We start from the raw sequence: 26,570 nt of genomic DNA, 5'->3' as shown, positions 1-26,570 counted from the left end.
GTCTGGCCGGAGGGTCGAAGCTGAATGGGCTGGCCGTCGCCGGCGCCGGGGCGGTCCTGGCCTGCCTCCTCGCTTTCCGCGGACGTGGTCTCGGACGCGTTGGCGCGTCGACCGGCTTTGCGTCGCGGGAGCCTCGGTGCTCGTTCTGGGCTCGTGCAGCGACGTTCGTCGCCTTCAACCCGTCGCTGCACCACCGTCCATCGGCGCACCTGACAGCGATGCTGAGGCTGCGGGCGAAACAGCTGGCCGAGCAGCAGAGTGACCCGCGGTGCGGGGGCTCTCGACGCCGGGCCGCCAATCCTCTGCGTCCGTCGCGGGCCGCACGCTGAAGCAGTACACGGTCACGCGGGTCGCGACCTCAACGCCTCCTCGCGGGCCTCGGCCTCCTCTTCCTGGCCCCGGAACCCCGCGGTGGACGCAGGACGGAGCGGCACCGGCCGCCGCGGTCGTCCTGCTCGCGGTCGGGCTCTTCACCGCGGGGCCGGGGTCGCCTGATGACACCGGTGGACTGGGACCGGTACTACCTCTTCCCGGTCGTGTTCCTCACGCTCCTCATCGCGGTCGGCGCAGCCCGCGGACCCGGCGAGATCCGCCTCCTGGCGGCGAGGCCCAGCCCCGCCGTGAACCGCCTCTCCGCCCTCCTCGCGCTCTTCGCCACGTGATCCTGTTCAAGCTCGCGCTGATGTCGTCCTCTACGGCCGACTCCTACCCGGACGTGATCGGCGCCGTGAACCTCGGAAGGACGTGCTCGGAGGCGTCGAAGGCTACCGGATCACGAGCAAGACGTTCGTGGGGCCCGTCCTCTGGTACGGCGTCTACCACCTGGCGGGGCCTGGGGCTGAAGCTCGTCAATCTCGCGCTCTTCGCGGGGCTCGTCGTGCACGCACGCGTCGGCCGGACGCTCTTCGGTGCGGAGACGGTCGTCCTCGCCTCGGTCCTCTTCGCTTCGCTCTACCCTGACGAACCTCAACGTGGCGGTCGGCGAGCAGGACGATCTCGCGACCCCTCCTCTTTCGCCCCCTCGGCATCTGGCGCTTCGTGTCGCGGCGCGACGCGTTCGTCCCGGGCCTCCTCGTCGGTATCGCGTTTCTCTTCAAGTTCTCTGCGGCCGTTTCGCCTCGGGTTCGTCATCTACCTTCTCGTCCGGCGGCAGCCCTCGCGCTGCGGCCGTGACGGTCCTCGGGATGGCCCCTCCCCCTTCGTCCTCCTCAACGCCCCTCGACGGCCTCTCGAGCGCGAGGAACCTCGTCTACGCCGCCGGGATCCAGCAGGGGTTCTCCAGCTGGCGGGGCGTCGGGTTCAAGCTCCTGAGCACCGGCCTCCTCCCGGCGGTGGCGCTCTCGTGGTGGGTGTGGTGGAAGAGGAGGAACGACGCGCACCTCCTCTTCACGCTGATCCCGACGGCCTACCTCGCGTATGTCATCCTGAACCGGGATGCGTGGGCGGCAGGGTTCGTGATGATGCAGGGGCTCTTCTTCGCGTCGTTCCCGCTCGCCCGGCTCCTCGCGGACCGCGAGCTCGACACGCCGTGGACCGGGCGAAAGGCGCTCGTCGGGGGCGCGCTCGCGGCCTACCTCCTGGTCGCGACCTCGATCACGCTCGTCAACGCGATCCAGGACACCGAGCTCGCGTCGGAGCGGAAGGGCCCGTGGGTCCTCTGCGAATGAAGGCGGTCTGGCGTGGCACCGCGTCGCAGCGCGGAGGGGGGTTCTTCGCCGACGTCCTGCCCCTGCTCTACCGCGCGCTCCCGCTCTGGCGGCTGGGGGAGCGGATGCGGGGCGGCGACTGCCTCGCCCTCTCGGCCGACCCGCTGATCCTCTACGTTCCCGACTGGGTGCTCGACGACGTGCCCGGCGCTCTCCTGCCGGTCTTCCGGCAGTACCGTCACGACCCGGTCACCCTGCTCGTGGAGCTCTCGTGGGCCCACGACGACGCCTCGCAGCTCGACAGGCTCGCGCGGTGGAAGGCGCAGCACGGGCTGCGCCACCCGCGCCACCGGATGCTCTTTCTCGCCAACACCGAGGCCGAGCACCGCATGATGACGGCCCGCGGGCTCGGCTCGGCCTGGGTGAGCCGCAACGTCTTCGCGGACCCCGGGACCTACCGGCCCCTGCCCGTGTCCGGGAAGCCCTTCGACGCCGTCTACGACGCACGGGTCTGCCCGTTCAAGCGGCACGCTCTCGCCGCCGGGATCGAGCGTCTCGCGCTCGTCGCGGTCCGGGTCGAGGATCACCACGACGAGTCCTACGTCCGCTCGGTGAAGGAGGCTCTCCCGCAGGCGCACTGGTTCAACGACCCGCTCGCACCGGACTACCGCAGCCTCGACGGGGCGGAGATTGCCGGAGCGATCAACCAGGCGCGGGTCGGCCTCTGCCTCTCCGCCGTCGAGGGCGCCATGCTCGCGAGCATCCAGTACCTGCTGGCGGGCCTCCCCGTGGTCTCGACCGAGAGCCGCGGTGGACGGGACGCGTTCTTCGACCCCGACTACGTCCGGATCGTCGCCGACGACCCCGCGTCCGTCGCGGCGGGCGTGAGGGAGATGGCCTCGTGCCCGGTGCCCGCCGAGGAGATCCGGCGCCGGACGCTCGAGAGGATCGAGCCGCACAAGACCCGGCTGTTCGAGCTCCTCGACGTGATCTGCGCCACCGAGGGGAGGCCCGCGATTCCACGGTCCCGGTGGTCCTCCTGGATGTCGCCCCAGCTCACCCGGATGGTCGCGCCGGCCGGGATCCGGACGCGTATCGAGGACGCCCGGAGGTCCTCCGGCGATGCCTGAGGGGCGCCTCCGCACGCTCGTCTCCAGCTCGGCCTGGGCCCTTCGCAGGACCTGGCGCGTCCACAGGGGGCTGACGTCGACGCTCGTCGCGGCCGCGTTCGTCAGGAGCCTCGTCCCGGCCGGAGTCGTCCTCGCCGCGCGCGGACTGATCAACGCCGTCTCCGCTGGCCTCGGCGGCGGGACGGGCGGACTGCCGGCCCTCGTCCCGTGGCTCCTCCTCGGCGTCGGCTGCACGGTGCTCGAGGCCCTGGCCCGGGCGGTCCACGATTTCGCGAGCCAGCGCCTCCAGGGCGAGCTCACGGTGTCGCTGACCGACGAGATCCTCGGCCACGCGGCCCGCCTCGAGCCGGCGCACTTCGAGGACCCCCGCTTCCAGGACCTCCTCGAGCAGGCGCGGCGGGACACGGCGGGGAGCTTCGGGAAGTTCCTCCAGGGCGCCCTCGGGGCCTGTGCGGAGGGCGTCCGGATCGTGTCGCTGACGGCCGTCCTCGTCTACATCGAGCCGCTCGTCGCCTTCGCGCTGCTCCTGGTCGGCGTCCCGTTCCTCCTCGCCAAGTGGCGCTTCGCCCGGATGCGATACGAGGAGGAGCAGCAGAGGACGACGAGCCGCCGCTGGATCTCCTACTTCGTCTCCCTCCTCGTCGACGCGCGCACCGTTCCGGAGGTCCGCATCCTCGGCATCGGACCTCACCTCGTCGGGCGGTTCCGCACGATCGCGGAGGGCTTCCGCTCGCGCGACGCCCGGCTGCACCGTCTCGTCCTCGCGGGAGACTCGGTCTTCATCGCCGTGTCGGTCACCGCCTTCTGGGCCGCGTTCGTCTGGGTCGCGGTCGGCGCCCTCCGCGGGACGGAGACGATCGGCGACGTCGCCGTCTTCGGGGGCGTGACCGCGAGGATGAGCTTCGCCATCGAGGCAGGCCGTGGCCGCCTTCACCGGCGCCCTCGAGAGCACCCTCTTCATCTCCAACCTCCTGGCGTTCCTGAGGCTCGAGCCGCCGCGCGGCGCCGGAAGTGACCGCAAAGATCGCGGCCCCGCCGTCCTCGAGGCGACGGGGCTCGCCTTCGCCTACCCGGGGGCGCCGCGCGAGGTCCTGTCGGGCCTCTCGCTGTCGGTCGCCGCCGGGGAGATCGTCGCCCTCGCCGGCGGGAACGGCGCCGGGAAGACGACGCTCGCCAAGCTCCTCGCGCGCCTCTACGAGCCCGCGAAGGGAACGATCCTGCTGGGAGGTGTCGACCTGACCGCCGCGCCGCCCGGGCGGGCCCACGCGAGCGTCGCCTTCCTCTTCCAGGAAGCCGCCCGGTTCGAAGCGACGCTCTCCGAGAACGTGGCCTACGGCGACTGGGAGAGCCTGAGCCGCACGCCGGAGCGCATCGAGGGCGTCGGCCGGCGGGCCGGCCTCGACGCGCTGGTCACGGGGATGCCGCAGGGCTACGCCACGCTCCTCGGGAGGATGTTCGGCGACTACACGCCGTCCGGCGGCGAGTGGCAGCGGATCGCCCTGGCCCGGACGCTCGCCCGTGACGCGGCGCTCCTCGTCCTCGACGAGCCGACGCTCCACCTCGACCAGCAGGCGGAGCGGTTCTTCATCGAGAACCTGAGGGCCCTCTCCGCGGGCCGGACGGTCGTCCTCATCACCCACCATCCGCCTCTCCTCTCGGCCGCCGATCGCGTCGTCTTCCTCTCGGGAGGGCACGTCGCCGAAGAGGGGCGCCACGAAGAGCTCCTCGCGCGCCGCGGGGCCTACGCGGCGCTCTTCGGAAAGGCCCCTGAAACGCTCCCGTCCCCGGAAAGGGGTGCCGCCTGAACCCTCTGCAGAAGCTCGTCATCCTCCTCGACGTCCCGCCGTTCTCGGCGCTCTTCGCCGCCCTCTACCGGCTGGGGCTCGGGCAGCTCCTCGCACGGCTCGGACGGCTCGAGTGCGTCCACGCCGTCTACGGCAGCGGCTCGTACTTCGAGGGGCGTCCGGTCCACGGCCTTTCCGACGTCGACCTCGTCATCGTCGTCGCCGAGCGGTTCTCGCGCCTCGACCTGGAGCCGCAGGAGGTGATCCGGGCGTACGGGCGCGTGCGGCGCTTCTTCCCGTTCCTCGGAAAGTGGGACGAAAAGGCGGAGAACCTCGTCTTCCTCTCGGAGGTGGCGCTCGGGTTTCCCCTTCCCGAGTCGCTGTGCCTGCGCGCGAAGCTCGGCCGCCTTCGCCGGCTGATCGGTCCCGAGGACGCGGACTGGTTGCCCCGGGGCCCGGTGACCGCCTGCGAGGCGAGCGCCGAGATCGCGACGCTCCTCCGCCTGCCGCTGACGAAGGGTCCGGTCCACGCGAGCAACCTGCGCTTCTGGCAGAAGCTGTTCCTCAAGATGCTCGACCTCGCCGAGATCTCGGGCTGCGGCGACGAGGCCCGAAACCTGCGCGCGCGGCCCGGGCTGGAGTTCCTGGGCCGGGGCGAGCGGCGTCTCTTCTTCACGCGGAGCCGTCCCGAGGAGCTGTACGCCCTGCTGCTCGCGTCGGCCGCTGCGATCCTGGCGAAAATAGGAAGCGCGCTCCCGGCCGTGACGCTCGATCCGCCGCCCGTAGCCGCAGCCCGGGAGCCGGCAGACACGCCGGCGCTGGAGCGCCTGCGGCCCAGCGCCGCCGCCTCGGTCCGGCGACATCCTTCCTTCCTCCTCGGCTGGACACCGCGCCTCAACTACTTTCCCGCGAGCGACGGGGTGCCCGTCGTCACGGTCGAGGGCTCCGCGTGGCGGGGCCTTCGCACCGTCCTCGAGGCGCTGCACGCCGCGGGGCGGCCCGGCGAGAGCTGGCTCGTCCGGGCCGGGGGGATCCTGTTCGTCGTGACCCACCAGGTAGGGTTCACCGACGTCGTCACCCTCGACCCCCTCGCGAACGCACCGGCCTACGTGGCCACCGATCCTGCGCGTGCCCCGCGGAGCGTACCGGCCGCGGTCGTCGAGGAGCAGCACGCGGCGGCGGAGGGGATCTTCCGGGCGTTCTCGACGCTCTACCGGCGCAACGCGGGGCACGTCCCGCGGCTCCCGTTCCCCTGCGTCTACCTCGAGGACGACCTCGTCGTGATGCGCGACGCGTTCCACCGGATGCGCGTCCGGCTCTTCCTCGACGAGGGGAGGGACTACGCCGATCGGGATGAGCTGATCGGACGGCTCGCCACGCTCCATCCGGAGGCGCGCCCGTTCCTAGCAGCGCTGAAGGCGCAGACGGAAGCGCTCGAGGGCGGCTCGGAGCTCCCGGAGGACGGGGGCAACGTCTTCCGGGTCCTGCACGAGTTCCTGGCGCAGCTCCTCGCCGGGGTCGCGCCGATGGTCCTCGACGACCCCCACGCCCGCCTCGGGATCACCGTCGGGATCATCACGAGGAACCGCGCCTCCGACCTGACGGAGTGCCTCGAGTCGCTCACGCGGCAGGTGCGGCGGCCCGACGAGGTCCTCGTCGTCGACAACGGCTCGACGGACCGCACGTCGGCGGTGATCGACACCTTCCGGGAGCGTCTCCCGCTGACGGTGGAGTTCCTCGCGCAGGCCGGGATCCCGTCGGCGCGCAACAAGGTGCTCGAGCGCGCCCGACACGAGGTCATCGCCTTCACCGACGACGACTGCGTCCTGGAGCCGGGGTGGCTCCAGGCGGTGGAGCGCGGGTTCCTCCGCGCCGACAACATCGGCATGGTCGGGGGATGGGTCTGCCACGAGCACACCCCGAGCCCGTCGGCCATCGACACCTACTATGCGACCTTCCACCACAACACCACCTAGGACGGGACGATGATCGTCGAGCTGCCGAGCACGACCTCGGACTACAGGGGCGGCCGCGTGCGCCGCTACCGGATGGGGTTCTTCCACTTCTCGAACAACAACCTGGCGCTCCGCGCCGCCTGCGCCCGCGACCTCGGCGGCTACGACCTCGCGGCGACCCGCTCCGAGGACGTGGAGCTCTGCCTGCGCCTCGCGCGCAATCCCGACTGGGTCGCCCTCAGGGAGCACGGCGCCGTCGTGCGGCACAAGGCGCGACGCACGTTCCGCGGTTTCGTGAAGCAGCTCTGGGGATGGGGGACGCACCTCGGCTACGCGTACCGCAAGACCGGCCTCAAGGGGTTCCACCTCTACCGGGTACGGACGGACGACCACCAGATCGGCTTCGCGTACGAGGCGCCGCGGCTTCCCTTCCTCGCCTGCGTCTTCGTCACCGACTTCCATCTCTTCCACGTCTGGCTTCTCCTCCTCGCCCTCGCGGCGGCCGCCGGCCTCTGGCCCGCCGCGGGCGCTGCGGCGGCGGTCGCGATCTGGTACTTCTGGCGCGCGCTCGCGGACGAGCGCCGGGCGGGGCTTCCCCCGGGTGAGACGGCCGCGCTCGCCTTCCACCACTGGATCGCCAACGTCACCTTCGTCACGTCCGGCGTGCTGAGCGGCCTGCGGCACGGGTTGCTCCTCGTCCCGGCCTCGATCTTCCGCCCCTCGACGCCCTCGGCGGCGGCGGAGCGGGCGCTGCGGCTCGCGCGCCTGCCGGCCGGGGGGAGCGGGAGAGAGCCCGCCCCCCGATCGAGCGGCGTCCCCGGATTCGGGAGACCGGCCCGTTGAGCTTCCTGCGGGGGCGCGCGCGCGGCATCCTTCGCCGGGAAAGGAGCCACGGGGTCGACGACCTTCTCGGCCCCTACCGTGGGAGCCACGTCCGCCTCGAGGCCTCCAGCCGATGCCAGCTGAAGTGCCCGCTCTGTCCGACCGCGGCGGGGACCGCCCGGAATGGTTCCGTGGGTTGGGGCGTCCTCGCTCTCGAGGACTTCGTCCGGTTTCTGGCCCGGAACCCGGCGGTCCGCCACGTCGAGCTGTCGAACTACGGAGAGATCTTCCTCAATCCCCAGCTGGTCGCGATCCTCGCCCACGCGCAGGCCATAGGTGTCGCCGTGGAGGCGTACAACGGCGCAAACCTGAACGACGCGAGGGAGGAACAGCTGGAGGCCCTGGTCCGCTACGGTCTCCGCCGTCTCGTCGTCTCGATCGATGGGGCCTCGCAGGAAACCTACGGCGTCTACCGTTCCGGCGGCACGCTCGCCGGCGTCCTCGAGAACGTGCGGCGTCTCAACGAGTGGAAGGTGCGTCTCGGCTCGACCCGCCCGCAGCTGTTCTGGCAGTTCGTCATCTTCGGGCACAACGAGCACGAGCTCCCGGCGGCGCGGCGCCTGGCCGCGGAGCTCGGAATGGGCTTTCGCGCGAAGCTCAGCTGGGACGGACGGTACTCTCCGGTACGCGATCCCGAGTTCGTCCGGCGAGAGACGGGGCTCGAGGCCTTCACGCACGCGGAGTTCGCGAAGAAGACGGGCGGGCGTTATTTCCTCGGTTGTCGCGACCTGTGGGCCGGGCCACAGGTGAACTGGGACGGGCGCCTGCTGGGCTGCTGCGTGAACTTCTGGGGGGACTTCGGAAACGCGTTCGCCCAGGACCTGGAGACCTGCACGGGCGGCGCGGCGTACCAGAACGCGAAGCGCGTCCTCCTCGGCCTGGAGGAGCCCCGTCCGGGCCTGCCATGCCTGGATTGCGGTACCTACCTCGACGACGTCCGCAACCGGCCGCTGACCAGGGCCGACATTCTGGAGCCGGACCACCTGGCTCGCGTGAAGGACGAGGGGGAAGTGAACCGGTGAGTACGATGGAATTCTCCTTCTACGGCGCGACGGTCTCCGTGGAGACCGGAGACGAGGAGCTCCTGCGCCGGGTGTCCGACGACTTCAGCGTCTTCGCCGCCGAGGCACCGACGCGCGGGCGAGAGCACCTGTCGATCCGGGCGAGCCTCCGGCGTCCCGACTACGACGCGCTGCCGCCTCTCACGGCCACCGTCTACACCCCCCGGAACATCTGCTATTCCGAGGGAGACGTCACCTACATCGACTACTTCGGGCGGGCGCTCGCCCTCTACGACCGCAGGCTCCGATCGCTCGACGTCTCGTGCGAAGACCTCGACCTCCTCCACGAGATCGTCTACCTGACGATCCTCTCCCGCGTCTCCGAGACGCTCGAACGCGACGGGCTCCACCGGATTCACGCCTTCGGCCTCCAGTCCGGGGGCGAGGCGGCGCTCTTCCTGATGCCCTCGGGCGGCGGGAAGACGACCCTCACGCTCGGCTTCCTGGGGCTCGGAGCCCCCTGGCGTCTGATCTCGGAGGACAGCCCGTTCGTCGACCGGAAGGGGCGCGTCCACCCGTTTCCGCTCCGGATCGGCGTTCTCGGCACCCAGCCGCCTCCTTTCCCGGCAGAGCACGTCACCTTCATCCGGCGGATGGAGTTCGAGCCGAAGCACCTCGTCTCCCTCGCCGCCTTCGGGGACTGCCTGGCCACCGGGGCCTCCGCGCCGCGCTTCCTCTTCGTCGGAAAGCGAAGCCTCGGTCGGGGCTGCACCATCCGCGCCGTCGGGAAGCGGACGGGCTGGAAGGCCCTCGTCGAGGCGATGATCGTCGGGGTGGGCCTCTACCAGGGAGTCGAGTTTCTCCTCAGGACGTCGGTCCTGGATCTCTTCGCCCTGGCCGGCATAGGCCTCTCCCGTGTCCGCGCCGCATGGGCGCTCCTGCGTCGCTCCGAGGTCCACGTCGTGGAGCTCGGGAGGGACGGAGCGGTCAACGTCGAAACCGTCCGGGCGTTCCTCGCCGCGAAGGGCTTCGGCGCGCAGGAACCGGGAACCGTCGCACGGAAGTGATGCCGGGCGCCCCCGCCACCGCCCCCGACGAACGCGCGGCGCGCTGGGCGCTGGCCGGCCTGCTCGCGTTCGCGGCGCTGCTGCGGCTCGCCTCCCTCGGGGTCACCCAGGTCGAGTGGTGGGATTCCACGATCTACCTGACGGAGGCCCGGAGGATCGCTTCGGGCATCGCGTGGGCCCCTCCCTACGAGAGGCACCGCGCGCCCCTCCTCCCGTGGATCGGCGCGCTCTCCTACGGCGCCGGCCTCGACGAGGCCGGGATCTACCTCGCGAACGTCATCTTCTCGGTCGGCACGGTCTGGCTCGTGTTCAGGGCCGGGGAGCTCCTCTTCGGGAGGCGTGCCGGCCTCGTCTCGGGCTTCCTGATGGCGGTCTCCTGGGAATCGCTCTTCTTCACGCAGCGGGTGCTCACGGAGACGCCGGCCCTCTTCTTCTGGACGCTGTCGATCGTCGTCTATGCCGAGGCCGTCGTGCGCCGCCGGACGGCCTGGCTCCCGCTCCTCGGGCCGTCCGTCGCGCTCGCCTTCCTCGCGCACTTCCGCGCCGCCGCGATCGTTCTCGCCCTCGCGCCCCACTTCGTCGTCGCAGGGGCGTGGAGGCGGCTGAGGCAGCGGGAGGTCCTCGCCTCGATCGCCCTCGGGCTCCTGGGCCTCGCGTCGTACGTCGCCTTCTCGGCGCGAAGGTGGGGGGCGCCGCTCGAGCTCCTCCGGTCGTACCAGGTGGAGCGCCTCGGCTCGATCGGGACGGCGCAGCTCGGCGTCTTCGCGCGATACCTCGACTACATCCCCTCCTACCTCGGCGGCTTCCTCTTCGCGCTTCTCCTCGGCGCCCTCGCGTTCGCTCTCGGCGGCGCGCTCGTGTCCCTCGCACGGCGGCGCGGCCCGCGATCGGCGCCGCTCCACCGGGGAGTCCTCCTGGCAGGGCTCGTTCTCGTGCCGCTCGCCGTGCCGGGTTTCTTCGAGAAGTTCCACCACCGTCTCGGGGTCCTCTGCCTCCCCGGGCTCTTCCTCGTGCTCGGCGCTGCGGCAGCCCGGATCGAGGCCTGGATGCGCGTGCGGAGCGTCGCGGTCTCGCGCGCGTTCGTCGCCGCCGTCCTCGCCATCGGCGCCACGCAGCAGCTCGCGACGGCGGACGAGTGGCTCCGCGCGGAGGGGACGTCGTACCTCTCGGTGAAGGACGCCGGGCTCTGGGTCGGCGAGCGGGCGGCCGCGGGGGCCGTCATCGTGACGACGTCCTGGCCCCAGGTGAACTTCTACGCCGAGCGCCCGGCCGCCGACGTGCCGGGCACGGCCGAGGAGTTCGAGACGCTGGTGCAGAGCAGGCGTGCGCCCTTCCTCGTCCTCTCCGACTACGAGCGGATGCCCGCCTGGGTGGACCCCTACCTCGGGGCGAACGCCGTCCGGCTGCCCCTCGTCTTCGCCTCCGGAGACCTCAAGGGGCTCCGGACACGCGTCTACGACCTCTCACGGCTCACCAGCGATTCGGGCGGGCGCGAGCTCGGGCGTCTCGTCGCGCGCGTCGCCGAAGGGCGCCGGCCCCGCGCTCGCGGCGACGTGGCGGGCCTCCCGTAACACGGACGAGCGCCCCGCGGTCAGCGCGTGCCGGGCGAGCCCGGCGCCGAACCCCAGCGCGCCGCAGAGGTAGTGCAGACCGTGCAGGGGAATCGCGGCGACGAGGAAGGCCGGCCCGCGGAGCGTGACGAGGCGCCGGTAGAACGGGATGTTCGCCGCGAGAAGCGCCAGTAGACCGGGGACGGCCAGGAGCAGCCCGGGAAGCGGCCAGAACGGGATGGCGGCGAGCCCGGCGACGAGTGTCAGGGCGGCGGCGGTACTGACCCGGTGGCCGGGCCGCAGGTTCAGGTCGCGGGGAAGACGGCGCTCGCGAAGGATCAGCTCCGTCCACGGGAGAGCGCGGTCGCGCACGTCCGTCACGACCATGCCCCCGAGGCTCCAGCGCTTGTGGTGCTTCACCTGGAGGGACCGGTCGAGGCGGATGCGACGGCCGGCGCGGACGAGCCGGGAGCCGAGCTCGATGTCCTCGACCGAGGGACGGCCATAGCGCTCGTCGAAACCTCCGCTCGCCCCGAGCACGCTCGTCCTGAGGGCGCCGCAACCCGACCAGAACGACGATGCCTCCGGCCGGCTCGTCTGGTGGACGTGGTGATGCAGCAGGTTCCGGAAGACCGAGACGACGCCGGGGGCCGCGGGAGCGGCGTCGTACGAACCGAAGATGCCGTCGAGCCGCGGGTCCTGGTCGAAAGCCGCGGCCACGCGGCCCACCAGGTCCGCAGGTACGACGACGTCGGCGTCGAGGAAGAGGACCACCCCGCCGGCCGCCTCCCGGGCGCCCCGGTTCCGCGCGACCGCGGGTCCCTCGCCGCCGTTCGTTGCGAGCACCCTCGCTCCCGCCGCGGCGGCGAGGGCCGTGCACCCCGGCACCTCGCCGTCGACGACGACGATCACCTCGCCCGCCGGAGGCCGGCAGGCGGCCACGGAGGCGAGGCAGGCGCGGAAGCCCTCGTCGGCACGGTGGGCGGGGATGACGACGCTGACGGCAGCGGCACTCACGCACGGGTCCTGCAGAACACCCTCCGTCACGGCCTCAATGGTAGCCCGTCCCGCCGAAACCCGGGGTCTGCGGCGAGGAGCCGGGGAGCCCCTCAGCCGCCCCCGGCGGCCCGCTCCTCGTGGTGGTCGCTCTCCGTGTTGATGTCCCAGACGTTCGACGTGTCCGTCCGGCCCGCAAGGATGTTGTCGACGGCGGTCATCGCCGTGAGCATCGAGTGGTCCTGGTTGTTGTAGCGATGCATACCGTTCCGGCCCAGGACCCAGAGGTTCGGAATGCCGTCGAGGAACGCGCGCAGGCGCGGAAGGCGATCGTAGCTGCCGAGGTAGGTCGGGTAGGCTTTCGGCACACGGATGACGACCCCGTCCCTCACCTTCAGCGGGTCGACGATGCCGATCCGCTCCATCTCGGACACCGCGAGCGCGATCATCGCCTCGTCGTCGAGACGCCAGACCTCGTCCCCGGCGTTGCAGAAGTACTCCAGCCCGATCCAGGCCTTGCTCCGGTCGGCGACCATGCCGGGGCTCCAGTTGTTGAAGACCTGCATCCGGCCGACGAGGACGTCCGGCTCCTGGATGTAGATCCAGTTGTCCTGGATCAGGCCGCCCCCCTCCTGTTCGACCTCGAGCCGGTCGACGAGGAGCCCCACGGTGATGAAGTCCCGGTAGACGAGGCCGGCGGCGACCTCTGCGGCCTCGGGAGGCGCCGGCGGGTCGAGCGACCGGACGAGGTGCCGTAGCGGCATCGTCGAGAGGACGACGTCGGCGGGCACCGTGTGGCGGCGCCCCTCCCCGTCGGTGTACGAGACGGAGGCGAGGCGCTCGCCTTCGCGGGTCAGCCCGTCGACCCGGCAGCCGAGCCGGACCTCGCCGCCCCGCGCCTCGACGCGCCGCGCGACCTCCTCCCACAGCTGTCCCGGGCCGAGCCTGGGGTAGAGGAACCTCTCGATGAGCGAGGTTTCGACCGCTTTCTGTGAGAGGTCTCCGGCTTCGCCGCGCACCAGTCCCTGCAGACGATGGCGGATCGCCTTCGCGACCGAGAGGCCCCTGATCCTCTGTGCTCCCCACTCGGCGCTGATGCTCCCGCACGGGACCCCCCAGACCTTCTCGGTGTAGTCGCGAAAGAAAGTCCGGTAGAGCTCGCGCCCGAAACGGTTGACGAGGAAGTCCTCGAGGTTTCTCTCGGGCGCGACGGGCCGCACGACGGCCCGGAGGTAGCTGGCGCCGATCCGGACGGACCGGACGAGGCCGAGGTTGCGGAAGGTCGAGAGGCTCAGGCGGATCGGGTAGTCGAAGAAGCGCCGGCGGTGGTAGATCCGGGAGCGCCTCTCCCTGAGGAGCATGACGAGATCGGCGTCGTCCGTCGCCGTTCGGACGTGATCCTCCCCGATCGACCGTGCCTTTCCCTGGTAGGCGATCGCCGCTCCGGCTCCACCTCGCTCGAGGGGCAGGATCGAGAGCCACCAGTCCATCACCCGGTCGGACTTGGAGAAGAAACGGTGTCCGCCGAGGTCGATCCGGTTGCCGTTGTGGGTGACGGTGCGGGCGATGCCGCCGACGAGCCCGCTCCTCTCGAGGACGACGGGCTTGACGTCGGAACGCGTCGCGAGCTCATACGCCGCAGTGAGCCCGGCGGGCCCGGCACCCACGATGACGGCGGTACGTTGCTGGCTCATGGAGGTACGGGCTCGATGGGCCGCGGAGGTGGGCGGCGCGAGTGGCCGCCCGCCGTCGCGGGACACCGAGCGCGGATGCTACCGCGACGCTCCGTCGCCGAGCAGATCGAGCATCGACTGTATGTCGGCGATCTTGTCGCGCGGGGCCCCGCGAAGGGCGCCGCGCGCGACCTCCACCTCGTCGAGACGCTTCCAGTCCGAGAAGGCGACGACCGGCACCCCGCGCCCGGAGAGTCGCGCGTTCATCTCCTCGCGCGGCGGCAGGTCGCGCGGGGCGGCCGTCCCGGCTCGCCAGTCGTCGAGCATCCGGGCGACCACCTCCGCCGATCCCGTCCGGTGCGAGCCGATGAGGCCCTTCGCGCCGGTGCGCGCCCAGCCGACGACGTACTCGTTCGGGACGATCCGGCCCGTCGAAGGGTCGAAGACCCGCCCATCCCGGTTCGAGACGGTCCGCGCGGCATCGTCGAAGGGAACGCCGGGGATCTGGTCGGCGGCGAAGCCGACCGCGGTGAGGGCGAGGCCCGCCTCGAGGGATTCGGTCTCGCCGGTCGGCCGGGCGACGACCGTGCCGTCCGGGCCCGCCTCGAGACGGTTGCGTTCGAGCGTCAGCCCGGAGAGGCGGCCGGAGGCTTCGGCCACGAAGGCCGAGGGGGAGACGCAGAACCGCAGGTGCAGGATGCGCGCCTTGCCCGTCGGCCCGCGGACGGCGGCGTCCCGAAGGATGGCGAGGTTCTTCTGCCGCTGCGGCGAGCCGGCGACCTCCGCCTCGCTGGCGGGGTCGAGCACGAGCTCGGCCGGATCGACGCAGAGGTCCGTGTCGGCCAGCTCCGCCAGCTCCCCGAGCTCTTGCGGCGTGAAGGCGGCCTGTGCGGGCCCCCGCCGCCCGAGCAGCCAGATCTCGCGTACGCGGCTCGCCGCGAGCGCCTCCCGCACGGTGACGGGCATGTCCGTCGACGCCAGCTCCCCGGAGGTCCGGAGGAGGATCCGCGCCGCGTCGACGGCGACGTTGCCGTTGCCGATGATGGCGGCCCGCCCGGCATCCAGGCGGATCTGCGCCAGGCGGTAGTCGGGGTGCCCGTTGTACCAGCCGACGAAGACGGTCGCCGGCGTCGAGCCGGGAACGCCCTCGCCGGGAATTCCGAGCCGCCGGTCGGCCTCGTTTCCCGTCGCGTAGACGATCTGGTGGTAGTGGTCGCGCAGGTCCTCGACCTGGACATCGCGGCCGAGCCTCACGTTCCCGAGGAAACGGAAGGCCGGCCGTTCCGCCGTCCGCTCCAGGACCCGGGCGACGCTCTTGATCTTCGGGTGGTCGGGGGCCACGCCCCCCCGTACGAGGCCGTAGGGCGTCGGAAGGCGATCGAAGACGTCGACCTCGACGGCCACCTCCGTGCCGCGCAGCAGCGCCTCGGCGGCATAGAAGCCGGCCGGGCCGGAGCCGACGACGGCGACGCGCAGGGGGGAGGGTCGGCCTGCGGTGAGGCTCATGGCGACGGGGGGCAGGCTATCCCACGCCGGGACCTTCGGTGCGTCAGGCCTTCCTGCGGAACAGGCGGGCTCCCGCCTTCACGAGGGCGACCGTCAGGCCTCCGGCGACGACACCGGCGAGGGCCCCGACGAGCGCCGGACCCAGGGTCGCCACGAATCCGCCCCTGGCCGCAAGGCCCTCGGCGAGGTGGTGCAGGGGCGGGATACCGTGCACCAGGATCCCGCCGCCGACGAGGAACATCGCCGCCGTGCCGGCGATCGACAGGACCCGCATCAGGACGGGCGCGGCCTTGAGGATCCCGCTGCCGAAGGACCGCCGGAGCCGCGCGAGGGCGGACGCGCCCTCGCTCCGCCCCAGGTAGAGGCCGAGGTCGTCGAGCTTGACGATGGCCGCGACGAGACCGTAGACGCCGACGGTCATCACGAGCGCGATGGCGGAGAGGACGGAGAGCCGCGTCACGAAGGGGGCCGCGGCCACGGTGCCGAGCGAGATCGTGACGATCTCGGCCGAGAGGACGAAGTCGGTCCTCACCGCTCCCTTGATCTTCTCTTTCTCGACCTTTGCGAGGTCGACGTCCGGGCGGAGGAGCGCGGCGGTCAGCTTCGCGCGGTGGGCCTCGTCCTCGTCCTTCCCGTGCAGCAGCTTGTGGGCGACCTTCTCGAAGCCCTCGAAGCAGAGGAACAGCCCGCCGATCATCAGCAGTGGTGTGACCGCCCACGGCGCGACCGCGCTGATGACGAGCGCGGCCGGCACGAGGATCACCTTGTTGACCATCGAGCCCTTGAAGACGGCCCAGACGACCGGCAGCTCGCGGTCCGCGCGCACGCCCGTCACCTGCTCGGCGTTGAGCGCGAGGTCGTCCCCGAGAACGCCGGCCGTCTTCTTCGCGGCGGCCTGCGAGAGGACGGCCACGTCGTCCGCGACCATCGAAGCCTTCTTCGCGGCGACCTTCGTCAGGATCGCGACGTCGTCGAGGATGGTGGCGATGTCGTCCAGGAGGGCGAGGAAGCCGGAAGCGGGCATGGACGCGGGATGCTAGCAGGCCGCCCGTCGCGAGGGCATGCCCTCGCGACGGGATTGACGGCCCTGCGCCTCGTCAGTCCGACAGGACCTTCAGCTTCCCGGTCTCCCCCTCGACGGCGACGTGGAAGACCTCCTTGTAGTCGTCCCCGGAGTAGGAGACGTGCCAGAGGGTCGTCCCTGGCTTCACCGCGCTCGCGACGATCCCGAGCGTCACCTTCGCCCCCTTGGCGCGGTGGGCCGCGCCCCCCGCCTCGTCGGCCATCTGCACGAGCTTCTTCGAGTCGAAGAGCGTCTCCGGCTTCACGGGGATGCCGCGCCCTCCGGTTCCGTCCATCTCGAAGGTCGTCAGCACGCCGTCGTTGACGCTCATCATGTTCATCTTCCCGGCGGACTTCGACGACCACTTGAGGTTCCAGGCCGTCGAGCGTCCCTCGGCGTCCACGGGGCCCGTGGAGAGGTTGCCGAAGCCGAAGAGCTCGGCGTCGGCCTGCCACTTCACTGCGGCGGCCTTCGCCTTGTCGTACGCCGTCTTCGCGTCGACCGCGACGGACTTGCCGGCGCCTTTCGGCTGGGCTGCGGCCGGGATCGCAGCAGCAAGGAGGAGTGCGGCGAGCGCGGGGAGGACGAGAGGTCGTCGATGCGTCATCTTGGTGGCCTCCGTCAGAACAGCTTGAAGTTCAGGCCGATCGTGCCCGCCCAGAAGTCGCCGTTGTAGTCGGCCACGGCGCTCTCGAAGGCCTCGTCGACGCTGTCCGCGTTGAGGAAGACGTAACGGACGTCGCCGTTCAGCGAGATGGTCTTGCTGAGGTGGATGTCGAGTCCGGCGCCGGCGTGCGCGGACCACTTCGAGTCCGTCACCTCGCCCATCCCCACCACGTCCGACCCGTTCACCTTCAGGCTGCTGTAGGTGCCTCCGCCGAGGATGTAGAGACCGACCTTCGGGAGCTTGATCAGGTAGAGCATCCCGGAGATCTGGACCGGGACGTTCTCGATGTCGACCGAGCCGAGCTGGCCGAGGTCGTAGCTGTCGCTGTAGTACGACGCCCGGGCTTCGGCCCCGATGATCCAGAAGAGGTGGAAGCGCGCCTGCGCGCCGCCGACGAAGCTGCTCCCGTTGCCCCCGTCCGTCCCGACGACACCGCCGTGAATGCCGAGATCCATGCCGAAACCGTCGGCCGACACGGGCGGGGCGACGAGAATGAGCGCGAGCAGGGCGAGAACCGACAGAGTCATGGACTTCTTCATTCGCGAAGCCCTCCTTCGATTGGCAGTGACGGGAGGTTACACGGGGCAGTGAGTGCCCGCCACCGCAGCCGGGCGCTCTGCGTGGGAATCGGCCTCGCGGTCGGCGTGATGTGAAAACCGTGCCGCCGCCGGACGACGGGACTAAAATCGCGCATCGTAGAACCGTAGAAGGAACAGATGTTTCCCCGTCTCGTGATCGTCGCGGGACCGTCCCGGGGCGCCCAGGTCGCCCTCGATGCGGAAGAAGTCGTGCTGGGCCGCGACTCGGCGTGCGGGGTCTGCCTTCCGGATGCCACTCTGTCCCGGCGTCACGCGGCCCTCGCGCAGACACCGGACGGGTGGCGGCTCCGTGACCTCGGAAGCCTCAACGGCCTGAGGGTCAACGGCCTGTCCACGGCAGAGCACCTCCTCGCAGAGGGAGACCGGATAGAGCTGGGTTCGAGCGTCCTCGTCTTTCGGACCGAGCCCCCTGCGATCGGGGAGGACGGCGCACGGGGACACCCGGAGGCGGAAGTCCTTTCCACGATCCGCCTTCCCGTCTCGCAGGCGATCTTCGCGGGAGGGGCCGCGGCCTCGGCCCCCCGGAAGATCGAGAGGAGCCTCGGGCTCCTCCTTTCCGCGGGTCGCCGATTCGCCGTCGCGAGGACGGAAGAAGGGCTCGCCAGGGCGCTCCTGGAGTCGGCCCTCGACGCGGCCGGAGGGCTGGCTGGAGCGGTCCTCCTCTGCAACGAGGGGAACGGGCTGAGCGAGGCCGCCGTATTCGTCGGGAGCCCTTCTTCCTCCCGCCTTCCCCCGGGGGCTGCCGCAGAGGCCCTCGAGCGCCGGGAGGCGGTTGCGTTCCGCGTCGACGGACACAATGCCGCGGCCGTCCCGATCCTGAGGGGGGAGGAGGGCCTCGGCGTTCTCTGGCTCCTCGGAAGCGACGCCCCGCTCCCCGAGGACGATCTCCAGCTCCTCTTCGGCCTTTGCGCCTCCGCCGGGACCTCGCTCGCTCTCGTGAGACACCTCGTCTGGCTGGAAGGAGAACGCCGCCGCCTGGAGGCCTCGACCGAAGGCGAGGAGCTCCGAGGGAGCTCGCCCGCGATCGCCCGCGTGCGAGCCCTCCTCGCCCGCGCCGCCGGGAGCGAGGCGAGCGTCCTGCTCGCGGGCGAGAGCGGTACGGGCAAGGAGCTCGCAGCCCGGGCCCTCCACGCCCGGAGCGCCCGGCGCGACGGCCCGTTCGTGGCGGTCAACGCGGCCGCGCTCGTCGACTCGCTCGTCGAGAGCGAGCTCTTCGGCCACGAAAGGGGCGCGTTCACGGGGGCGGTGGCACGCCGGCGCGGCCGGCTCGAGCGCGCACCGCGGGACGCTCTTCCTCGACGAGGTGGGCGAGATGGCGCCCGCGACCCAGGCGAAGCTCCTCCGCGTCCTCGAGACACGCTCCTTCGAGCGGGTCGGCGGGACGGAGAGCGTCAAGGTCGACGTCCGCGTGATCGCGGCGACGAACCGCGATCTCCCGACGGAGGTTCGCGAGAAGCGTTTCCGTGAGGATCTCTACTACCGCCTCGCGGTCGTGACGATCACCCTGCCGCCGCTCCGGGAGAGGCGCGAGGACATCCCCGGCCTCGCCTCCTTCTTCCTCGCGCGCCACGGTCAGAGGCTCGGCCGGCGGCTCGACGGGTTCTCGCCCGCCGCGCTCGGCAGGCTCGTGGCGTACGACTGGCCGGGAAACGTCCGCGAGCTCTCCAACGCCGTCGAGCGGGCGGCGGTCCTTTCCGCCGGACCTCTCGTGAGGCCCGAAGACCTGCCCGAGGCCCTCGTCGAAGGGCCGGTGTCCCACGACGGCGAGGCCCTGCCGCCCTACCACGAAGCGGTGAACCGGGCGAAGCAGCAGGCGGTCTCCGCCGCGCTCGCCCAGAGCCGCGGAAACGTCACCGAGGCGGCCGGGCTCCTCGGGCTCCACCCGAACTACCTGCACCGGCTCCTCAACCAGCTCGGGCTCCGGGAGGGCTGCAGGGCGTGACCGCCGAGCCGAGCGGCGTCCACCCTGGACGGCACCTCGGGCCATACGAGGTGTCGAGCTGATCGGGCGGGGAGCGCGGGGCGAGGTCTGGCGCGCCCACGATCCGAGGCTCGGACGGAACGTCGCGGTCAAGCTTCTCCTCGACGCGCGCTCCTCCCCGGACGCGCTGCGGGAGCTCGCGAAGGAAGCTCGGACGGCCTCGGCGCTCTCGCACCCGAACATCGTCGCCGTCCACGACGTCGCGCTCGACTCCGACCCGCCCTTCCTCGTCCTCGAGCTCGTCCCGGGGCGGACACTCGCCGCGCTCGTCTCTGCCGGGCCGCTCCCCGTCCCGCGCGCCCTCGACCTCGCGGCGCAGATCGCGGGGGGCCTCGCGGCCGCGCACGAGGCGGGACTCGTCCACCGGGACGTCAAGCCCGCGAACGTCCTCGTCACTCGCGAGGGGCTCGCGAAGATCCTCGACTTCGGCCTCGCGCTTCTCTCGGCCCCGGCCGTCTCGTCCCCGAGCGACGCGACGATCCCGGGCTCCGCCGGGACCTCTCCGGGTGTCGCCGTCGGCACGCCCGCCTACATGGCTCCGGAGCAGGCCGAAGGGCACCACGTCGACTTCCGGGCCGACCAGTTCGCTCTCGGGGCGGTCCTCCACGAGCTCCTGACGGGACGGCGGACCTTCGCGCGCGCATCGGTCGTCGAGACGCTCGCCGCCATCGTCCGCGACGAGCCCGAACCGATCCCGGCCCTGCCGGAGCCCCTCGACGGGCCGGTGAGACGCATCCTGGCGCGCTGCCTGGCGAAAGACCCCGAGGAGCGCTACGCCGCCACGCGCGACCTGGCCCGGGACCTCCGCGATCTCGCCACGCTCGCGAGCAGCCGGGGTCCCGCGCCCGCCGCAGCGTCGGGCCCCCCGGGGGCGCCCAGCCGGCGGACCGTGGTGGCGGGACTGGTCCTGGCCGCGGCCGCCGTCGCGCTCGTCCTCGCGGGAACCGGGGCCGGGCTCCTCTCCCGCCCCGCCGCGCTTCCCTCGTTCCGGCAGCTCACCTTCCGCCGCGGAACCGTCTGGACCGCGCGGTTCACGCCGGGTGGCGAGGAGGTCGTCTACGGCGCCTCGTGGGACGGCGACCCACCCCACCTCTTTTCCACGCGGATCGAGGGTGGCCCATCGGTCCCGCTCGGCCAGGGCGACGCAAGCCTCCTCGCCGTCTCTGCACCCGGCGAGCTTCTCGTCTCCCTCGACGCGCGAGGTTGGCTGCCTTTCCTTTCGATCGGCACGGCCTCCCGAATGCCGCTCGTCGCCGGCGCGCCCCGCCCGCTCCTCGAGGGCGTGGCCTCCGCCGACTACGTCGCCGGCTCCTCGGACATCGTCGTCGTTCGCCGACAGGATGGATTCACGCGGCTCGAGGTTCGAGGCCGGAGCACGCTTTTCGAGACTTCGGGCTGGATCAGCCACGCCCGATGCTCCCGGGACGGCCGGTTCGTCGCTTTCCTCCACCACCTGGTGATCCCGGACGACAGAGGGGACGTCATGCTCGTCGGGCTGGCCGGGGAAGCGCCGCGGATCCTTTCCGCTGGGTGGATCAGCCTCACCGGGCTCGCGTGGGGTGCGTCCGGCGAGGAGGTCTGGTTCACGGCGACCGGAGAGTCCGGATCGAGAACGCTGCGCGCCGTGTCCCGGGAGGGCAGGGCCCGCGAGGTCTACCGGATGCCGGGGAACCTCACGCTTCACGACGTCTCGAGGACGGGCCTCATCCTCCTGGCGCACGACACGATGCGGATCGGCGCGAGCGTGTTGCCTCAGGAAGGCGGGGAGCGCGACGTCTCCTGGCTCGAACAGACGCTCCTGACGGACCTCTCTCCCGACGGAAGAACGCTCCTCTTCACCGAGTTCGGCGAAGGGGGCGGCCCCCGCTACTCGGCTTCCCTGAGGCCTGCCGACGGGGGGCCTGCGGTCACACTCGGGAGCGGGTTCGCGACGGCGCTCGCCGTCGACGGAAAGCACGTCCTCTCGTTCGGGCCGAGCGCTTCGGTCGGCCTCGGCCTCGTCCCGACGGGGACGGGGCCGACGACGCCGGTGGAGATAGGTCCCGTCGTCGCGCCTTCCTGGGCCGGCTTCGTGCCAGGCGGGAAGTCCTTCCTCGTCGCCGGCGCGGATGAGGGCCAGGGCGTCCGCCTCTGGCACGTGCCCACGGCGAACGGTCCGGCGCACGCCATCTCCCCTCCAGGGGTGGACGCCCGATTCTCCGCCGGCGTGCCGTCACCCGACGGGCGAACGGTCGCGGTTGCGATGGACGACGGAGACCTCCTCTTCTGCTCCGTCGACGGCGGCGAGCCGCGGCGCCTCGCGACGTCTCCTCGCGCCCTGGTCCCGATCGCCTGGATCGACGAGGGCCGGCATCTCCTCGCCTATGCGCGCAGCGGCCCGGCCGCGGACGTCGTGCGCCTCGATCCCGGCACGGGGATCTCCGTCCCGGTCCGAAAGCTCCAGCCGTCCGATCCGGCGGGCGTCATCGGGATCCCCACCGTCCGCGTCACGCCCGACGGCCGGACGTGGGCCTGGTCGTACGCGCGCATCCTCTCCGAGCTCTACGTCGCCGAGGGGCTGAGATGACCGGCCCGGCGCCTTCACCTCCCTCACCGATCGGATAGAGCCCCTCGCCTCGAAGCGGGATCGGAGCATCGTCCGCCCGCCTTCCGGAAGAGCCGGCGATCGCTCAAGTCCGCTCGTTCCAGCGAGATCTCGAAATCACTGTGCTCTGCCATCCCCCCCGGCTCGCGCCTTGCTCACTACCAGGCGAGGCCCGGCAGAACGAGCCCCGGACCGGGAGGACGAGATGAGCGCCACAGCACCGAGCCCCGCACCCGTTCCGGCATCCATCGCCGGGTTCCGCAAGGACCGGTCGGTCGACCTCCTCGAGCGCTGCCGCGAGTTCTCGTCGATGCTCGACTCCCTGCGCGCCGAGGGCGACTACCCGACGCAGTACCGTCTCGAGCTCCTCTCCCCGCTCGACCACGAGATCGTCGTCCGCGACCCTCTCACGTCGCACCCAAGCGGCTCGTCTGTTTCGACTCGAACAGCTATCTCGGCCTCCACCTCCACCCGCGCGTCACGGCCGCCGCCCGCAAGGCCCTCGACGAAGCGGGCGCGGGAACGCCGAGCGCCCCGCTCCTCTCGGGGACGAGCCGGTGGCTCCGCGAGCTCGAGGAGGTCGTGGCCGCCTTCCACGGCCGGGAAGCGGCGCTCGTCTTTCCCTCGGGCTATGCCGCGAACATCGGCATCCTGACCGGGCTCCTGCGGCCCGGCGACTTCGCCGTCCGCGACCGGTACTCCCACGCGAGCCTCCACGACGGCTGCCGCTATTCGGGTGCCCGCGGCAGCGTCTACGCCCATGGCGATCCGGCCTCCGCCGCGCGCTCCTTCGCGCGCGACGACGGCCGGGGCGGAAAGCTCCTCGTCACCGACGGCGTCTTCAGCATGCACGGAAGCGTCGCTCCGCTCCCGGGCTCGCCGCGGTGGCCAAGGGCGCCGGGGCCCTCCTGATGGTCGACGAGGCGCACGCGACGGGCGTCGTCGGCGGGACCGGGCGAGGCAGCGAGGAGCTCTTCGGCCTCCCGGGCCGGATCGACGTCCTGATGGGGACCTTCTCGAAAGCTGCGGGCGCCGCCGGCGGCTACGTCGTCGGGCCGCGCGACCTCGTCGACTACCTCCGCTTCTTCGCGCGGTCCGCCGTCTTCACCGCCTCGCTTCCCGCCTCGGTCTTCGCGGCGGTCGCCGAGGCGTTCCGGCTGATGGACGAGGACCCCGCCCCCCGCGAGCGCCTCCACGAGAACGCCCGCCGCTTCACCGACGCGCTCGAGGCGCTGGGCGTTGCGCCCCTCGCCTCCGGGACCCCGATCGTCGCCGTCCGCGTCGGACCGCAGTCGACGCTCCTCCGCGCCGGGCGCGCGCTCTACGACGCCGGCGTCCGCTGCGGGAGCGTCTCCTACCCAGCTGTCCCCGCCGATGGGTGCCTCCTGCGCTTCACCGTCAACGCCCGTCACACGAACGAAGAGCTCGACAGGACGGCGGAGACGCTCGCGCGCGTCGCCGCGCGCCACGGATTCCTCGGGGCGAGCGGTCCCGCGGACGATCGCGACCCGGTGGATGGAGCGCCGTCGTGATCGCCGCGGCTTCCGCCGCTCCCGTGGCTCATTCCGGTCCCGCTCCCACCGGGCCGGCCGCTCGTCCTTCCGACCTCCGGTTCTGGGCCGCGTTCCTCGTGACGACGCGCCCGTATCTCATGCCGGTCTCGGGGGCCGCGGGCCTCGTCGGCCTCGCGATCGCCCCGCCGGAGAGCCTCGCGGCGGGCGCCCTCGCCTTCGCCGCGCTCTTCCTTTCGTACGGCCTCGGGCAGGCGCTGACCGACGTCTTCCAGACCGACACCGACGCCCGCTCGGCGCCGTACCGGCCGCTCGTCCGCGGCCTCGTCGCAAGGCGCGACGTCTTCGTCGTCAGCCTCGCGGGGCTCCTCGCCTGCGGGGTCGCCCTCGCCCTCGCGAATCCCTGGAATCTCCTCCTCGCGCTCCTCGCCGTCCTCGGGCTCCTCGCCTACTCGCCGCTCAAGCGGAGGTTCTGGGCCGGTCCGCCGTGCAACAGCGCCGTCGTCGCGCTCCTCCCGGCGATGGGCCTCCTCTGCGGGGAGCCGTCGCCCGTCCGCGCTCTCGAGAACCCGCTGCTCCTCCCGGCGATGGCGAGCGCCTTCTTCTCGTACGCCGTCTTCGTGCTTCTCGGCTACCTCAAGGACGTCGAGGCGGATCGCCCCACGGGCTACGTCACGCTCCCCGTCCGGTTCGGTCGCCGGGCCACCGTTCTCGTCAGCCTCGTCCACGCCTTCGTCGCGATCGCGTCCTCCTCGCTCCTCGTCGCCCGCGGCGGTGCCGCGGACGCGAGCCTCGTCCTCCTCGTCCTCTGGGCGACCGGGGCAGCAGGACTCCTCGCGTCCCACGCCCTCGCGTGGAACGTCCGCCGCGACGCGGACGCGAGCCCCGCCATCACGGCTTCGGTCGTTTCGTTCGTCGCCCTCCATCTCGCAGAGGCCGCGCTCCTCCTGCCCGCGCTCGAGCGCCTCGTTCTGCCCGTCCTCGCATTCGTCGTCGTCGCCCTCCTCGCCCGCCCCTGCCGGGAGCAGGTGTGAGCCGTCCCGCCGCCTTCGTCCTCCTGAACCCGGCAGCGGGCCGCGCCACCGACGTTCGCAGACTCGCCTTCGCGAGACGGGAGATCGAGGCGCGGTTCGAGGCGGTGGAGGTGACGATGGACAGCGCCGGACGCTGGAAGGACGCCGTCTCCCCAGCCCTCGCCCGCGGCGTGAGGACCTTCATCGCCGCCGGCGGCGACGGGACGGTCCACGCGCTCCTGGCGGCGCTCGTCGAGACGGTGGGGACCGAGCCGCTCGAGGAGCTCACGCTGGGCGTCGCCGCGCTCGGGTCGAGCAACGACTTCGTCAAGCCGCTCCGGCGGGGCGATCCCGTCGTTCCCCTGCGCCTCGACGCGGCCCACGCGGTCCCGCGCGACCTCGTCCGCGTCCGCGCGATCGACCCGGCGGGCAGGGAGATCACCAGCCTTCTCGCGGTCAGCGCCTCGGCCGGCGTCGTTGCCGAAGGGAACGCCCTCTTCAACTCCGCCCGCCGCCCGAGACGGTGGACCGCTCCGGCGATCGCCTGCGCGGCGCTCCGCGCCGTCCGGCGGCACCGCGATTTCACGTGCCGCCTGACGCACGACGGGAGAGAAGAGGAGGTTCTTCTCTCCTCCCTCTCGGTCCTGAAGAGCCCGTGGCTCTCGGGCGCGCTCCGATACGACCTGCCCGTCGAGCCGGACGAAGGCCTCTTCGGTGTGGCCGTCTGCGCCGGAATGGGGCGCGTCCGGCTCCTCGCGACGCTGGCCGGTCTCCTCTTCGGCCGCTTTCGGAACCGGCCCGGGACGAAGTCCTTCCTCACGACGGCGCTCCACGTCTCCGCCGACGCGCCATTCCCCCTCGAGGTCGACGGCGAGGTCGAGCGCGTCGTGGAAGCGACCTTCGACCTCCTCGCGTGGAGGGTGCGCGTATGCGCCTGAACGACGACGTCGCCGAGAACCGGCGGCTCACGCGGTGGGCCGACCTCCTCCCGCGCGCGCCCGGGCAGCGTGGCGCCATTCACGAGACCGACGCCGAGCTCGTCGAGCTGGGCGACGGACGGCTCCTCGCTCTCACCGTCGACACGGTCTGCGAGGAGATCCGGCTCGGCCTCTATCGCGATCCGCGAACCGCGGGCCGTCTCGCGGCGGCAGCCGCGCTCTCGGATCTCGCCGCCGTCGGCGCCGAGCCGCTCGGCCTCCTCCTCTCCGTGACGCTCCCCCCTGTCGACGTCGACGCCGTCCAGGAGGCCGTCGCGCGGGGCGTCGCCGAGACCGTCGCCGCCGCGGGGACCTTCGTCCTCGGAGGCGACACGAACGAGGGCGATGACCTCTCGGTCGGCTGCACGGCGGCCGGAACGGTTCCCTGCGGCTCCCAGCTTCGCCGGGTCGGGATCTCGCCCGGCGACCTCCTCTTCTCGGCAGGTCCGCTCGGTCTCGGCGCCGCGGTGGCCGCTTCCACGCTTTTCGCCGGCGGAACGCTGCTGCCGGAGTCGGCGCTGGCGCCCCCATGCCGGATTGCGCACGGCATCGCTCTCCGCGGCATCGCCTCGGCGGCGATGGACACGAGCGACGGTCTCGTCGCCACCCTCGACCAGCTCGCGCGGCTCAACGGCGTCGCGCTGCACCTCACGCGCCCGCCCGAAGAGCTCCTCGACCCGCGCGCCCTCGACGTCGCGCGCCGCCTCGGCCTGCCGCTTCTCGCTCTCCTCGCGGCGGCGCAGGGCGAGCAGGAGCTCGTCTTCGCCGTACCGCCGCAGGGGCTCCCGGCCCTCGAGGTTGCCGCGGCACGGCTCGGGTGGACGCCGGCTCCCGTGGGCCGAGCGGAGTCCGGGCACGGGATCGTCGTGAACGGCGCTCTCTTCGACGGCGCGCGCGCCCGCAACCTTCTCGGTTCCTCCGGCGGAGACCTGCGCGCCTACGCGGCCGCCCTCGTGGCGCTGACGAGGTGACAGCGCCGGCCACT

Annotated in this window: 22 protein-coding genes and 1 pseudogene; 17 read left to right on the top strand and 6 right to left on the bottom strand. The window is 72.0% G+C overall.

Annotated features, from left to right (window positions below):
* Window positions 1-494 precede the first annotated feature (494 nt).
* The 10 genes from IPN03_18835 to IPN03_18790 all read left to right on the top strand — a co-directional run bounded on the left by IPN03_18835 (window position 495) and on the right by IPN03_18790 (window position 11,036).
* Window positions 495-662: a hypothetical protein gene (locus IPN03_18835; protein ID MBK9375713.1), complete on the top strand. Its 168-nt coding sequence runs from the start codon at window positions 495-497 to the stop codon at window positions 660-662.
* Between the two features lie 522 nt (window positions 663-1,184).
* Complete coding sequence (locus tag IPN03_18830) at window positions 1,185-1,667, top strand: hypothetical protein (protein ID MBK9375712.1); 483 nt, start codon at window positions 1,185-1,187, stop codon at window positions 1,665-1,667.
* Entirely contained in the window at window positions 1,649-2,776 is a 1,128-nt protein-coding gene (locus tag IPN03_18825) for a glycosyltransferase (GenBank protein MBK9375711.1), read from the top strand. Before IPN03_18830 ends, IPN03_18825 begins: the two co-directional genes overlap by 19 nt.
* Window positions 2,769-3,791, top strand: coding sequence for an ABC transporter ATP-binding protein (locus IPN03_18820; GenBank protein ID MBK9375710.1), 1,023 nt, complete (start codon window positions 2,769-2,771; stop codon window positions 3,789-3,791). The genes IPN03_18825 and IPN03_18820 overlap by 8 nt, the downstream gene beginning before the upstream one ends.
* The gene (locus IPN03_18815) at window positions 3,697-4,581 is read left to right on the top strand and encodes an ABC transporter ATP-binding protein (protein MBK9375709.1); all 885 of its coding nucleotides are present in this window, start codon (window positions 3,697-3,699) and stop codon (window positions 4,579-4,581) included. Before IPN03_18820 ends, IPN03_18815 begins: the two co-directional genes overlap by 95 nt.
* Window positions 4,582-4,820: 239 nt before the next feature.
* A complete protein-coding gene (locus tag IPN03_18810) occupies window positions 4,821-6,536 on the top strand; it encodes a glycosyltransferase family 2 protein (protein ID MBK9375708.1) in 1,716 nt (571 codons plus the stop codon).
* Window positions 6,537-6,545: 9 nt separating this feature from the next.
* Entirely contained in the window at window positions 6,546-7,358 is an 813-nt protein-coding gene (locus tag IPN03_18805) for a hypothetical protein (protein MBK9375707.1), read from the top strand.
* Window positions 7,355-8,419, top strand: a complete 1,065-nt coding sequence (locus tag IPN03_18800; protein MBK9375706.1) for a radical SAM protein — start codon at window positions 7,355-7,357, stop codon at window positions 8,417-8,419. Before IPN03_18805 ends, IPN03_18800 begins: the two co-directional genes overlap by 4 nt.
* Entirely contained in the window at window positions 8,416-9,465 is a 1,050-nt protein-coding gene (locus tag IPN03_18795) for a hypothetical protein (GenBank protein ID MBK9375705.1), read from the top strand. Before IPN03_18800 ends, IPN03_18795 begins: the two co-directional genes overlap by 4 nt.
* Complete coding sequence (locus IPN03_18790) at window positions 9,465-11,036, top strand: glycosyltransferase family 39 protein (protein ID MBK9375704.1); 1,572 nt, start codon at window positions 9,465-9,467, stop codon at window positions 11,034-11,036. The genes IPN03_18795 and IPN03_18790 overlap by 1 nt, the downstream gene beginning before the upstream one ends.
* Here the strand turns inward: IPN03_18790 and IPN03_18785 are convergent.
* From IPN03_18785 to IPN03_18760, 6 genes are all read right to left on the bottom strand, one after another.
* The gene (locus IPN03_18785; GenBank protein MBK9375703.1) at window positions 10,929-12,062 is read right to left on the bottom strand and encodes a glycosyltransferase family 2 protein; all 1,134 of its coding nucleotides are present in this window, start codon (window positions 12,060-12,062) and stop codon (window positions 10,929-10,931) included. The genes IPN03_18790 and IPN03_18785 overlap by 108 nt on opposite strands.
* A gap of 62 nt (window positions 12,063-12,124) precedes the next feature.
* Window positions 12,125-13,705, bottom strand: coding sequence for an NAD(P)/FAD-dependent oxidoreductase (locus tag IPN03_18780; GenBank protein ID MBK9375702.1), 1,581 nt, complete (start codon window positions 13,703-13,705; stop codon window positions 12,125-12,127).
* A 78-nt stretch (window positions 13,706-13,783) separates the two neighbouring features.
* Window positions 13,784-15,160 carry an FAD-dependent oxidoreductase gene (locus tag IPN03_18775; protein ID MBK9375701.1) on the bottom strand — a complete coding sequence of 459 codons (1,377 nt, stop codon included), beginning with the start codon at window positions 15,158-15,160 and terminating at the stop codon, window positions 13,784-13,786.
* A 73-nt stretch (window positions 15,161-15,233) separates the two neighbouring features.
* Window positions 15,234-16,214 (bottom strand): DUF808 domain-containing protein, encoded by a 981-nt coding sequence (locus IPN03_18770; protein MBK9375700.1) that lies wholly within the window; start codon window positions 16,212-16,214, stop codon window positions 15,234-15,236.
* Between the two features lie 73 nt (window positions 16,215-16,287).
* Window positions 16,288-16,860 (bottom strand): hypothetical protein, encoded by a 573-nt coding sequence (locus tag IPN03_18765; GenBank protein ID MBK9375699.1) that lies wholly within the window; start codon window positions 16,858-16,860, stop codon window positions 16,288-16,290.
* A gap of 14 nt (window positions 16,861-16,874) precedes the next feature.
* A complete protein-coding gene (locus IPN03_18760; protein ID MBK9375698.1) occupies window positions 16,875-17,459 on the bottom strand; it encodes an outer membrane beta-barrel protein in 585 nt (194 codons plus the stop codon).
* A gap of 372 nt (window positions 17,460-17,831) precedes the next feature.
* Here IPN03_18760 and IPN03_18755 point away from each other — a divergent pair.
* The 7 genes and pseudogenes from IPN03_18755 to IPN03_18725 all read left to right on the top strand — a co-directional run bounded on the left by IPN03_18755 (window position 17,832) and on the right by IPN03_18725 (window position 26,556).
* Window positions 17,832-19,245, top strand: a pseudogene (locus IPN03_18755) (sigma-54-dependent Fis family transcriptional regulator).
* Window positions 19,246-19,504: 259 nt separating this feature from the next.
* Window positions 19,505-22,066, top strand: a complete 2,562-nt coding sequence (locus tag IPN03_18750; GenBank protein MBK9375697.1) for a serine/threonine protein kinase — start codon at window positions 19,505-19,507, stop codon at window positions 22,064-22,066.
* Between the two features lie 309 nt (window positions 22,067-22,375).
* Complete coding sequence (locus IPN03_18745) at window positions 22,376-22,996, top strand: aminotransferase class I/II-fold pyridoxal phosphate-dependent enzyme (GenBank protein MBK9375696.1); 621 nt, start codon at window positions 22,376-22,378, stop codon at window positions 22,994-22,996.
* The gene (locus tag IPN03_18740; GenBank protein MBK9375695.1) at window positions 22,969-23,616 is read left to right on the top strand and encodes an aminotransferase class I/II-fold pyridoxal phosphate-dependent enzyme; all 648 of its coding nucleotides are present in this window, start codon (window positions 22,969-22,971) and stop codon (window positions 23,614-23,616) included. The genes IPN03_18745 and IPN03_18740 overlap by 28 nt, the downstream gene beginning before the upstream one ends.
* Window positions 23,613-24,629 (top strand): UbiA family prenyltransferase, encoded by a 1,017-nt coding sequence (locus IPN03_18735; protein ID MBK9375694.1) that lies wholly within the window; start codon window positions 23,613-23,615, stop codon window positions 24,627-24,629. The genes IPN03_18740 and IPN03_18735 overlap by 4 nt, the downstream gene beginning before the upstream one ends.
* Window positions 24,626-25,546: a hypothetical protein gene (locus IPN03_18730; GenBank protein ID MBK9375693.1), complete on the top strand. Its 921-nt coding sequence runs from the start codon at window positions 24,626-24,628 to the stop codon at window positions 25,544-25,546. The genes IPN03_18735 and IPN03_18730 overlap by 4 nt, the downstream gene beginning before the upstream one ends.
* Window positions 25,537-26,556, top strand: a complete 1,020-nt coding sequence (locus tag IPN03_18725) for a hypothetical protein (protein MBK9375692.1) — start codon at window positions 25,537-25,539, stop codon at window positions 26,554-26,556. The genes IPN03_18730 and IPN03_18725 overlap by 10 nt, the downstream gene beginning before the upstream one ends.
* Window positions 26,557-26,570: the final 14 nt, after the last annotated feature.

The sequence above is a fragment of the Holophagales bacterium genome (assembly GCA_016719485.1).
Lineage (GTDB): Bacteria > Acidobacteriota > Thermoanaerobaculia > UBA5066 > UBA5066 > UBA5066.
The sequence above is the reverse complement of the archived record's forward strand: the minus strand, read 5'-3'. Positions and strand labels throughout refer to the sequence as shown.

Coding starts and splice junctions, on each gene's coding strand:
- IPN03_18820 (MBK9375710.1), top strand. CDS start 2,769: ATGCCTGAGGGGCGCCTCCGCACGCTCGTCTCCAGCTCGGCCTGGGCC.
- IPN03_18780 (MBK9375702.1), bottom strand. CDS start 13,705: ATGAGCCAGCAACGTACCGCCGTCATCGTGGGTGCCGGGCCCGCCGGG.
- IPN03_18765 (MBK9375699.1), bottom strand. CDS start 16,860: ATGACGCATCGACGACCTCTCGTCCTCCCCGCGCTCGCCGCACTCCTC.
- IPN03_18725 (MBK9375692.1), top strand. CDS start 25,537: ATGCGCCTGAACGACGACGTCGCCGAGAACCGGCGGCTCACGCGGTGG.
- IPN03_18770 (MBK9375700.1), bottom strand. CDS start 16,214: ATGCCCGCTTCCGGCTTCCTCGCCCTCCTGGACGACATCGCCACCATC.
- IPN03_18805 (MBK9375707.1), top strand. CDS start 6,546: ATGATCGTCGAGCTGCCGAGCACGACCTCGGACTACAGGGGCGGCCGC.
- IPN03_18790 (MBK9375704.1), top strand. CDS start 9,465: ATGCCGGGCGCCCCCGCCACCGCCCCCGACGAACGCGCGGCGCGCTGG.
- IPN03_18835 (MBK9375713.1), top strand. CDS start 495: ATGACACCGGTGGACTGGGACCGGTACTACCTCTTCCCGGTCGTGTTC.
- IPN03_18760 (MBK9375698.1), bottom strand. CDS start 17,459: ATGAAGAAGTCCATGACTCTGTCGGTTCTCGCCCTGCTCGCGCTCATT.
- IPN03_18830 (MBK9375712.1), top strand. CDS start 1,185: ATGGCCCCTCCCCCTTCGTCCTCCTCAACGCCCCTCGACGGCCTCTCG.